The organism is Pseudomonas sp. MWU12-2020 (assembly GCF_023100605.1).
Classification (GTDB): Bacteria; Pseudomonadota; Gammaproteobacteria; order Pseudomonadales; family Pseudomonadaceae; genus Aquipseudomonas; species Aquipseudomonas fluorescens_H.
This window is the reverse complement of the sequence record NZ_JALMEX010000012.1, coordinates 61374-72036: the sequence shown is the minus strand read 5'-3', so window position 1 is coordinate 72036 and position 10663 is coordinate 61374. Positions and strand designations below refer to the sequence as shown.

At 59.2% G+C, this 10663-nt stretch carries 8 protein-coding genes; 3 read left to right on the top strand and 5 right to left on the bottom strand.

Features of this window, described 5'->3' with window-relative positions:
- Positions 1–68 precede the first annotated feature (68 nt).
- The gene (locus M0814_RS23330; protein WP_242486637.1) at positions 69–596 is read right to left on the bottom strand and encodes a hypothetical protein; all 528 of its coding nucleotides are present in this window, start codon (positions 594–596) and stop codon (positions 69–71) included.
- A 561-nt stretch (positions 597–1157) separates the two neighbouring features.
- Between M0814_RS23330 and M0814_RS23325 the strand changes: the two genes are divergently transcribed.
- Complete coding sequence (locus tag M0814_RS23325; RefSeq protein WP_103484071.1) at positions 1158–3230, top strand: TerD family protein; 2073 nt, start codon at positions 1158–1160, stop codon at positions 3228–3230.
- Positions 3231–3418: 188 nt separating this feature from the next.
- Here M0814_RS23325 and guaA read toward each other — a convergent pair whose 3' ends face one another.
- The 4 genes from guaA to M0814_RS23305 all read right to left on the bottom strand — a co-directional run bounded on the left by guaA (position 3419) and on the right by M0814_RS23305 (position 8148).
- Positions 3419–4996, bottom strand: a complete 1578-nt coding sequence (gene guaA, locus M0814_RS23320) for a glutamine-hydrolyzing GMP synthase (protein WP_003227864.1) — start codon at positions 4994–4996, stop codon at positions 3419–3421.
- A 99-nt stretch (positions 4997–5095) separates the two neighbouring features.
- Complete coding sequence (guaB, locus tag M0814_RS23315; RefSeq protein ID WP_003227866.1) at positions 5096–6565, bottom strand: IMP dehydrogenase; 1470 nt, start codon at positions 6563–6565, stop codon at positions 5096–5098.
- A gap of 116 nt (positions 6566–6681) precedes the next feature.
- On the bottom strand, positions 6682–7230 hold the full coding sequence (locus M0814_RS23310; RefSeq protein ID WP_003227868.1) for a hypothetical protein: 549 nt from the start codon (positions 7228–7230) through the stop codon (positions 6682–6684).
- 144 nt (positions 7231–7374) lie between these two features.
- A complete protein-coding gene (locus M0814_RS23305; RefSeq protein WP_103484070.1) occupies positions 7375–8148 on the bottom strand; it encodes a sulfite exporter TauE/SafE family protein in 774 nt (257 codons plus the stop codon).
- A 100-nt stretch (positions 8149–8248) separates the two neighbouring features.
- Here M0814_RS23305 and M0814_RS23300 point away from each other — a divergent pair, with 100 nt between their 5' ends.
- Both M0814_RS23300 and xseA read left to right on the top strand, forming a co-directional pair.
- Positions 8249–9181 carry a LysR family transcriptional regulator gene (locus tag M0814_RS23300; protein ID WP_103484069.1) on the top strand — a complete coding sequence of 311 codons (933 nt, stop codon included), beginning with the start codon at positions 8249–8251 and terminating at the stop codon, positions 9179–9181.
- 99 nt (positions 9182–9280) lie between these two features.
- Positions 9281–10660, top strand: coding sequence for an exodeoxyribonuclease VII large subunit (gene xseA, locus M0814_RS23295; RefSeq protein WP_103484068.1), 1380 nt, complete (start codon positions 9281–9283; stop codon positions 10658–10660).
- The last annotated feature ends 3 nt before the right edge of the window (positions 10661–10663 follow it).

The window sequence follows — 10663 nt, the reverse complement described above, 5'->3', positions numbered from 1 at the left end:
CTCGCACTGGATCAATTCGGTTGGCTCGACTCGTCGCAGTTACCAGTCGTTGAACCGTGCAGAATCAATCAACGTGCAACGCTGTAGTTCTGGACAACATCGTTTTCAAAATAGATGGTCAAAACAATGCCTTGGCGCGTGGTTTTGCCACTGGTCACGCTGCCCACCTCATTCAATGTTCCCTGCGCATTGGAGACATGGGACGAAACCTGTGCAATTTGGCCGCTTGTCTCGGGCGATACGAATCTGTGGGCGAGATTCATATACTTCTCGACCCCTTCCTCGCTCTTCACATAAGTCCAGTTAGTTATAGTGTCCGAGTCTGCCGCCTCCTGCATGGGAGGGCCAAATAACTGGGATATCTGGCTCTTGGTGGTCTTGCCACGAATGATGGTGGTCTTTAGATAAGCTTCGTCATATTTCTTTGCACCTACACCATTGGGATTCAACGATCCCATTAAATCGTTTGAGTTTGCGCAGCCGATTAAAAGTCCCGTCATCAGACACAGCGCAATTCCGTTTCTAAACGCTTTTCCATGTGTTGGCGACATACGCTTACCTGCATGTATTTCAGGAATTATGGAGATGACGAGCAACGGAGCTCGACGCGATGTTGTTGATCAACACGCATGACTTTGTTATCCGTCAAGACAGTGGCTGTACTTCCGTCAATAGAAGACGCTTCCAGCTTAGGGAGCGAAGATCGACTTAGCTATAGGGCAAGTGTGCTATTGCCGGATGGCCATGATTGCCAAAAACGCCAAAGCCAAAAACCAGAAAGCCTGCAATTACGCGGGCTTCAAGGTGTTTGTTGCTAGTGGGTGCCGGTCAATGCCGGCTTGGAAAGTCACCGCCCTTGAAGCCACAGTTGGCCAATAACGCCAATATCCGCCTGGATGATAGACAAGCGACTTGTCGTTCATCCCCCGTTCATATCGTGAATCAGCTTGTTACCGTTGAGAGAAGCAACGACCTGACAAAAAGCGAAAACCTTACGTAGAATGCCTCCGTGGCTATGGAACACCTTCCTTCTAACCCCCTATGAACTAGGGGTTCCGCTCTCCACACCGCGCCTGCTTCTAGCAGGCGTTTTCATATCAGTTGCAGGCATGATGCTGCGGCTCGCTCACGACGACGACCCAAGGAGAAAATCAAGCATGAATCAGGAGCTATTCCTGCGTCGCCGTAGCAAAGTTCACGTACCGATGGGTACTGGCGGTGCAACCCGCGCTCAGGTCGCGTCGGCTATCCGGGAGGTCGCGGCGTTCCGGTGTGTACTATCAGAAACGCTGATAGAGCAGATCGGCATGTTGTCACCGACAGAGCTCAAGCACTGGTTGCATGGCATTGTTGAAATCCTTCGGCGGAGGAGTGGCGCGCATGTGCATCACCGGCCGTTCTATCCTGACTTTCCAGAACAGGTTCTGAGGGCCACAGAGGCGGAGTTGTATCTTAACGCGGTCATACATTACCTCACGCTTAGGCGCTTACCACCGACTGAAGAATCTCGACCTCCACTGCTTGAAGGCAACTTCATACACTGGGTTATTGAACCGGGAAGCGTCCATGAGTTCGAGTCACTGCTCGAGCCGCTGGTTTCATCACGCACTTCACTTTCCGAAGAGGAAACGGCTGATGTTGTCTGGTTCGTCAGGGAGTACAAAAGTGATGTTTTCCGTCTGCTGCCCGAGGCCATCCCTTTCCGGGAGATACGTGCACAGGTTGGCGGCGCACTTATCCTGCATGTAGCCGGTGACGCACGGGTGGACGCATTCCTGGAGCGCAACGTCGAAACGGCGACGGATGTGCTGCGACTCGCGGTCGCCCTGAGTGGAGGTGACGTGTCACTTGCGACAGCTACGACACGTTTCAAAGCGATGAAGCGCTCGATGCGCCGTCTGTTATTACGCCTGCTCGACTCAATACCCAATGCTACAGAAGATGTGATGCGCCACGCCGAGCGCTGGAAGCGTCTGGCTGAAGTGCTGCATCCGGGCGACTACGCCGATAAGTACCCACGAGCACTCGACGCGATCACGGCAGCGCGCCGCGACGAAGCGCCAGCCACCTTTGGTTCACGTGTCGAAACACTGCTGGCCCAGCGCGACATCGCCACGCTCACGCCCTTACTACAGAGCCGTCCCGGTGAATTCGCACGACGGCTGGACGTGAGCCTGCGGCGCGCGACGAACCCCGAGGCGGTTCTCGACGCATTCGAGGCTGTTGCAACACAAGTGTCCTCACCTGTCCTGCTGCAATTGCTCGCCCAGGTACGCGCTCCACGCCCCCTGTCCCTGCGCGCCTTCACCCCAAAAGGCGCATTCGCCAAGGTCTATGGCATCAAGGATCACCGCGAACCTCTCACCGCCGAAGTGTTGGCTCGCGCAGCCCGAATCTGCGAAAACGCGCTTGTAACGCGTTTTGCATCGCTGCCGCCACTCGGTCGTTGTTTCATCGATCCCGCATTACGCGAATACAAGGTGCCGCTGGCGCAGCGTGCATCGTCGAAATCGCTACGTACGCTGGTGCGAGGCAGTCGGTTGCCTATGCCTGATGCACGCTTCATTCGCCTGTTCTTGTGGTGGAAGAATGGCACCGGGCGCACGGATATTGACTTGTCCGCCGCTTTTTTCGACGCCGACTTCGTATTCAAGCAAACGGTCGCGTACTACAACCTGAAGGATTTCGGCGGTTGCCACAGCGGCGACATCACCGACGCGCCCGACGGCGCTTCGGAGTTCATCGACCTCGATGTAGATGCCCTCGTCGACAGAGGTATTCGCTACGTCGTCACGTCCATCAACTCATACACCACACAACCGTACTGCGATCTTCCAGAATGTTTCGCTGGCTGGATGGCCCGCACCGATACGGCATCGGGTGAAGTATTCGAGCCGCGAACCGTGTTCGACCGTGTCGATATCGCATCCGACACAATTATCTGTCTGCCCTTCGTGATGGATTTACAGGAACGACGCACGATTTGGGCCGATCTGGGACTCACTTCGTCGCCGCGGTGGAACAACGTCGGGAACAATCTCAGTGGGGTATCGTTGATGCTGCGGGCCTTGGTTCATACGCCACGGCCGGATTTGGCAACGCTGTTCGACTTGCATGTACGAGCACGCGGGGAACGAGTTGCTTCGCCGGAGCAAGCAAATGCAGTGTTTGCGCCTGAGCAAGGGATAACACCGTTCGATACAGATTTGATTCGATCACAGTTTCTCTGATACGTACGCCAGCCTTAGCGATCGATTGAGAACTACGCCCCTTGCTCCAGTGCTCCCACCAAAAATGCCAGCAAGTCTCACTGAGTGGCCGTTCGTTCCGAAGCACTAATAGAACCCCAAAAAAAACGCCTGATGCATAAGCACCAGGCGTTTTTTGTTTCAACCGATCCGCCCTGAGGCCGAGGGCATTATTCCCACTCAATCGTCGCCGGCGGCTTGCTCGACACGTCGTAGGTGACGCGCGAAATACCTTCGATTTCATTGATGATGCGGCCGGAAACGGTTTCCAGCAGTTCGTAAGGCAGGTGAGCCCAACGTGCGGTCATGAAGTCGATGGTTTCTACGGCACGCAGGGCCACGACCCACGCGTAACGGCGGCCATCGCCGACCACGCCAACCGATTTCACTGGCTGGAACACCACGAAGGCCTGGCTGACCTTGTGGTACCAGTCGGCTTTGCGCAGTTCTTCGATGAAGATGTGGTCGGCACGACGCAGCAGGTCGGCGTATTCCTTCTTCACTTCGCCGAGGATGCGTACGCCCAGGCCCGGGCCCGGGAACGGGTGACGGTAGACCATGTCGTACGGCAGGCCCAGTTCCAGACCCAGACGACGGACTTCGTCCTTGAACAGTTCGCGCAGTGGCTCGACCAGTTTCAGGTTCATCTCTTCCGGCAGGCCGCCCACGTTGTGGTGCGACTTGATCACGTGCGCCTTGCCGCTTTTCGCGCCAGCCGACTCGATCACGTCCGGGTAGATGGTGCCCTGCGCCAGGTACTTGATGTTGTCCAGCTTGCAGGATTCGGCATCGAACACGTCGATGAAGGTACGGCCGATGATCTTGCGCTTCTTCTCCGGGTCAGCTTCGCCGGCCAGGTTGTTGAGGAACTGCTCTTCAGCATTGGCGCGGATCACCTTGACGCCCATGTTCTCGGCGAACATGGCCATCACTTGCTCGCCTTCGTGCAGACGCAGCAGACCGTTGTCGACGAAGACGCAGGTCAGCTGGTCGCCGATGGCCTTGTGCAGCAGTGCCGCAACCACCGAGGAGTCAACGCCGCCGGACAGACCCAGCAGCACGTTGTCGGTGCCGACTTGTGCGCGGATGTTGGCGATGGCGTCTTCAGCGATCTTCGACGGAGTCCACAGGGCTTCACAGCCGCAGATGTCCAGCACGAAGCGCGACAGGATGCGACCGCCCTGCTTGGTGTGGGTCACTTCCGGGTGGAACTGCACGCCGTAGTAAGCGCGTTCGTCGTTGAACATGCCGGCGATCGGGCAGCTTGGGGTGCTGGCGAGGATGTGGAAGTCTTCCGGCATCTTGGTGACCTTGTCACCGTGGCTCATCCACACGTCGAGACCGAACAGGCCGTCGGCGTCGATGTGGTCTTCGATGCCGTCGAGCAGGCGGCTCTTGCCGACCACGTCAACGCGGGCGTAACCGAACTCACGCAGCTCGGAACCTTCAACCTTGCCGCCCAGTTGCTCGGCCATGGTCTGCATGCCGTAGCAGATACCGAAAACCGGCACGCCCAGGTCAAACACCGCTTGCGGGCAGCGCGGGCTGTTGGCTTCGTGTACGGACTCGGGGCCGCCGGCAAGAATGACGCCTTTAGGCGCGAATTCGCGGATCGCCTCTTCGTCCATGTCGAACGGGTGCAGCTCGCAGTACACACCGATCTCGCGCACGCGGCGGGCAATCAGTTGGGTGTATTGCGAACCGAAGTCGAGGATCAGGATGCGGTGAGCGTGAATGTCGAGGGCCATGATTCAGTCTCGTCTAAGTAATTCAGAAACAGTCGTGATTCAGAAACAACTCGGGGCTGAATAAAACAGCCCCGGTTGCTTAACGATTTGCTTGAAGCATCAACCTACGCGGTAGTTTGGCGCTTCCTTGGTGATCTGCACGTCGTGAACGTGGGATTCGGCCATACCGGCACCGGTGATCCGCACGAACTCAGGCTTGGTACGCATTTCTTCGATGTCGGCGCTGCCGGTGTAACCCATCGAGGAACGCAGACCGCCCATCAACTGGTGGATGATCGCGGTCAGGGTGCCTTTGTACGGCACACGGCCTTCGATCCCTTCCGGAACCAGTTTCTCGGCGCCTGCCGAGGAGTCCTGGAAGTAACGGTCGGAGGAACCTTGAGCCTGGGACATGGCGCCCAGCGAACCCATGCCGCGATACGCCTTGTACGAACGGCCCTGGAACAGTTCGATCTCGCCCGGTGCTTCTTCAGTACCGGCGAACATCGAGCCCATCATCACGCAGGACGCACCGGCCACGATGGCCTTGGACAGGTCACCGGAGAACCGGATGCCGCCGTCGGCGATCAACGGCACGCCAGTGCCTTCAAGGGCAGCGGCGACGTTGGCGATGGCACTGATTTGCGGCACGCCGACACCAGCGACGATACGGGTGGTGCAGATCGAGCCAGGGCCGATACCGACCTTGACTGCGTCGGCGCCAGCTTCGGCCAGAGCCTTGGCGGCAGCGCCGGTGGCGATGTTGCCGCCGATCACCTGCACTTCAGGGAAATTCTCTTTGACCCAGCGAACGCGGTCGATCACGCCTTTGGAGTGACCGTGTGCGGTGTCGACCACCACCACGTCCACACCGGCGTTGACCAGCGCAGCAACGCGGTCACCGGTGTCTTTACCGGTGCCGACAGCTGCGCCAACGCGCAGACGACCTTGATCGTCCTTGCTGGCCAGCGGGTAGGCTTTGGCTTTTTCGATGTCTTTGACGGTCATCATGCCTTTGAGGGCAAACTTGTCATCGACGATCAGAACTTTTTCCAGACGGTGCTTGTGCAGCAGCTCGCGGACTTCGTTCTTGTTGGCGCCTTCACGGACGGTGACCAGACGCTCTTTAGGCGTCATCACTTCACGTACGGTGGCTTCCAGACGAGTTTCGAAGCGTACGTCACGGGAAGTGACGATGCCGACCAGGTCGCCATCGTGCAGCACCGGAACGCCGGAGATGTTGTGCATGCGGGTCAGTTCGAACAGGTCACGTACCGTGGCATCAGCCTCGATGGTGATCGGATCCTTGACGACGCCGGCTTCGAACTTCTTGACCTTACGCACTTCGGCAGCTTGCTGCTCGATGGTCATGTTCTTGTGGATGATACCGATACCACCTTCCTGAGCCATGGCGATTGCCAGACGGGCTTCAGTGACGGTGTCCATGGCGGCAGAAACCAGAGGAATATTCAGCTCGATGCCACGGGTAAGGCGGGTCTTGAGACTGACTTCGTTAGGAAGCACCTCGGAATAACCAGGCACTAGGAGAATGTCGTCGAATGTCAGAGCTTCTTGGCTGATACGCAGCATCGCGGGGGCTCCCGAGCGGGAAAATGGAAGCGCGCCATTATAGTCAGACACCCCCTGCTGTTCAACGTAAAACTCTGTCTATTATCGATGTTACTGATGTACGGGAACCGCGGCCGCTACAGCTCCACCTTGACCCAAGAGACAGGTTGATCCAGCCAATCGGCGAACTCATCGATAAAGCTCTGCTTGAAACCGGCTTCCAGCCAGTTGTTGAAGATGAAACCCAGGTTGGAAAACGCACATTCCTGCAAGAACAGAAAGCCATTGATATCGTCTTCATGCCCGCATTCCGGGCAGGTGAAGTTATCGGTGCGCCCGGGCATCCAGTCTTCCAGACTCTCGAACAGCGCTTCGCCGACTTCGCGGCGGCATTCGGCGCACCCGGCTTCTTCGAGAAAACCCTTGGCCGGGGTGTAGATGCAGCGCTTGACGATGATCTCCAGGCCATTGATCGGTTCACCGAAAGGCAGTGCCTCGGGATGCAGTACCACCGCACGCGCGCCGTCGGCAATCGCATGGGCCATGCGGTTGCCGGTGCGGCCGCAGGTAGTCAGCTGTTCTTCGATGATGTTCTTGCGCACCAGCCAGCGCAAGATCGCCCGGGCCCGGGGTTCGTGGACCGGCAGGGTGGAGATTTTCGGGACGATGATGCTTTGCGAATTCATGGAAAGTCCTGCGGTATGGCTTCTGACGCCTTCGCGAGCAAGCCCGCTCCCACATTGAAATGCAATTCCCTGTGGGAGCGGGCTTGCTCGCGAAGGGGCCCTGAAGGCCGGCAGCTTAATCCCTGACGAAATCCGGTCAAGTGCTCACGCCACACTAATAATGTAGCGCCCGATCAACGCAATCCCGCTGGCCAGCACCAGCCAGGTCACCAGCCGCACGAACGCCTCGCGCGACAGACGCATGGTCAACCGCCGCCCGATCCACAACCCCAGCGCCATGGCCGGCAACAGACACAGCGCCAGCATCAACAAGGGTAGCTCGGCATACACCCCGGCGATGGCGAACAGGCTCAAACGCACCACCGTGCTGCAACTGATCAGCGCACTTTGCGTGGCCCGCGCCGCATCTTTCGGCAAACGGCTGTTGAGATAGATCGCATATAAGAAGCCGCCGCTGCCAAACAGCGCGCCAAACAGCCCGCCCACCGTGCCCATCGGCAGCGCCCATGCGGCGGACAGCTGCGTCGGTCGGGCTTTGACCCACAGGCTGTAAATCGCGTAAGCACTGATGAACAGCCCCATCAACAGCAGCAACAGATCGGATTTGAGGTTAAGCAGGAAAATCACCCCCAACGTGCATCCCACCGCCATGCACGGCAACAGCCGCAACAACTCGGGTTTCGCCACGTCCCGGCGCGAAGGCAGCAGATTGCCGAACGCCGCGACGAAATCCAGCAGCACCAGCAGCGGCACGATTTTCGACAACGGCATGAACAGAATCAGAATCGGCCCCGCCACCAGTGCGGTACCGAACCCGGCAATCCCGAAGACGATATAGGCCAGCGCAATCCCCAGCCCGATCACCGCCCAGCCGCCCGCGCCCCACGTCCACTCGCTCAACAACCCCGCCACGCTCATCGGTCCGCTTCCTTTATAAGCCTGTGATGACTTTAGCCAGCGCCAAGCCTTGCGACTAATATGATCAAAGTCGCCCACCCATCTCGAAAAGGCATACCTGGTGCTTTCAACCCGTCAACTGCGCTATTTCGTGGAAATCGCCGAATGCGGCAGCTTCAGCGCTGCGGCTGAACGCTTGTTCATCGCGCAGTCGGCGCTGAGCCGGCAGATCAAGGACATGGAAGCGCGCCTGCAAACCCCGTTGTTCGAACGCACCGCACGCCAGCCCCGACTCACGGCGGCAGGTGAGGCGTTTTTGCCGCGAGCCAGAAACCTGCTCAATGAACTGAGCAAAGCCAGCGCGATGGCCACCGAAGTCGGTAACGGGCAATCGGGTACTGTGCGTCTGAGTCATTCCAGCACCGTGTCGATCAGCGGGCATCTACTACGCCGGATCAGCACTTATCTCGATCAGCAACACGGCGTGTCGCTGGACATCGGCAAACTGTCTTCCGAGGCGCAGCTTGAGGAACTCGCCGAAGGACGTCTCGACATTGGTATGTTGCGCCTGCCGGTGTTGCGTCAGCGTGAGGGCATTCAGGTTGTGCATCTGTTCACCGAGCGCCTGCTGTTGGCGGTGCCGAGCGATCATCGGTTGGCCGATTCATCCGCTGTCGAACTGGCGCAACTGAAGGACGAAGCGTTCATCTCGATCCCGCATCCGCAGCGCGGCGGACTCAGTTATTTGTGCGCTGACCTGTGCATGCGTCAGGGCTTTTTCCCCAAAGCCGCGCGGGTGATGTCGCGCAAGACCACGCAGTTGCAGCTGATCCAGGCTGGTTTCGGAATTGCCCTGCTGCCCGAGTCGATGCAGGACATCGCGCCCAGCGGCGTACGATTTCTACCGCTGAGTGATGCCGATTGCCAAAGCACCGTCGCCCTCGCCTACCGGCAAAACCCCACACCACTGATTCAACACTTCATCCAGACCTTCACAAATCCACCCTGTGGGAGCGGGCTTGCTCGCGAAGGCGGCGTGTCAGTCGAAACTTGATTTGCCTGCCACACCGCTTTCGCGAGCAAGCCCGCTCCCACAATTGGTTTTGTGTTGGGTCATGGTGATCGGTAGGCGAATGCCTTTAAACTGCGCCCCATGATTAAAGATCCCTTTGCAAGACTTGGCCTGGACCGTGAAGTCCTGACCGTCAGCCAGCTCAACGGCCGCGCGCGGGTGTTGCTCGAAGACGTGTTCAGCAACATCTGGGTCGAAGGCGAAATCTCCAACCTCGCCCGCCCCGCGTCCGGTCACGTGTATTTCACCCTCAAGGACAGCGGTGCGCAGGTGCGTTGCGCGCTGTTCCGCAATAATGCGGCACGGGTGCGTCAGGCGCTGAAGGACGGCTTGGCCGTCAAGGTGCGCGGCAAGGTCTCGCTGTTCGAAGGGCGCGGCGACTATCAGCTGATTCTCGACACCGTGGAGCCGGCCGGCGACGGCGCGCTGCGCCTGGCCTTCGATGCGCTGAAAGAAAAACTCAGCGCCGAAGGCCTGTTCAGCGCCGAACGCAAAGTGCCGCTGCCGGCGCATCCGCAACGCATCGGCATCATCAGTTCGCCGACCGGCGCGGTGATTCGCGACATCATCAGCGTGTTCCGCCGCCGGGCGCCGCAGGTGCAACTGACGCTGATTCCGACCGCCGTGCAGGGGCGCGAAGCCACAGCGCAAATCGTCCGCGCGCTGAAACTGGCCGACGCCCGTGGTTTCGACGCGCTGATCCTCGCCCGCGGCGGTGGTTCGCTGGAAGACCTCTGGTGCTTCAACGAAGAAGCCGTGGCCCGCGCGGTCGATGCCTGTGTGACGCCGATTGTCAGCGCGGTCGGGCACGAAACCGACGTCTCGATCAGTGACTTCGTGGCTGACGTGCGCGCCCCAACGCCCTCCGCTGCGGCGGAGCTGCTGGCCCCGGATTCGAGTCACCTGATCCGTCAGGTCGAAAGCCTGCACCGACGTCTGGTGATGCGCATGCGCGACCGTTTGATGCGCGATCGCCTGCGCCTCGAAGGCATGGCCCGCCGTCTGCGTCACCCCGGCGAACGCCTGCGTCAGCAAGCGCAACGCCTGGATGACCTGGACATGCGCCTGCGCCGGGCGTTCGAACGCCAGCTCAATACCCGCCGCGAACGCCTGATCCGTCTGGAAACCCGCCTCGCCGGGCAACACCCGGGACGCCAACTGGCGATGCTGCGCCAGCGCCTCGACAGCCTCGCCGAACGTCTGCCGCGTGCCATGCGCGAAGGCCTGAAAAGCCGTCGCCTGCAACTGCACAGCCAGATGCAGACGCTGCATGTGGTCAGTCCGCTGGCGACGCTTGGCCGCGGTTACAGCATTCTGCTGGATGAACGCGGCCAGGCGATCCGCAACGCCGCGCAGACCCACAACGGGCAGCGCCTGAAGGCCAAACTCGGCGAAGGCGAACTGCAAGTGCGCGTCGAGGACAACCACCTGACGCCTGTCACCCTCTCTTTACTGGACTGATCC

What these genes read in the sequence shown, in the direction of transcription:
- M0814_RS23325 (WP_103484071.1), top strand. Translation starts at nt 1,158, where the DNA reads ATGAATCAGGAGCTATTCCTGCGTCGCCGTAGCAAAGTTCACGTACCG.
- guaA (WP_003227864.1), bottom strand. Translation starts at nt 4,996, where the DNA reads ATGGCCCTCGACATTCACGCTCACCGCATCCTGATCCTCGACTTCGGT.
- guaB (WP_003227866.1), bottom strand. Translation starts at nt 6,565, where the DNA reads ATGCTGCGTATCAGCCAAGAAGCTCTGACATTCGACGACATTCTCCTA.
- M0814_RS23310 (WP_003227868.1), bottom strand. Translation starts at nt 7,230, where the DNA reads ATGAATTCGCAAAGCATCATCGTCCCGAAAATCTCCACCCTGCCGGTC.
- M0814_RS23305 (WP_103484070.1), bottom strand. Translation starts at nt 8,148, where the DNA reads ATGAGCGTGGCGGGGTTGTTGAGCGAGTGGACGTGGGGCGCGGGCGGC.
- xseA (WP_103484068.1), top strand. Translation starts at nt 9,281, where the DNA reads ATGATTAAAGATCCCTTTGCAAGACTTGGCCTGGACCGTGAAGTCCTG.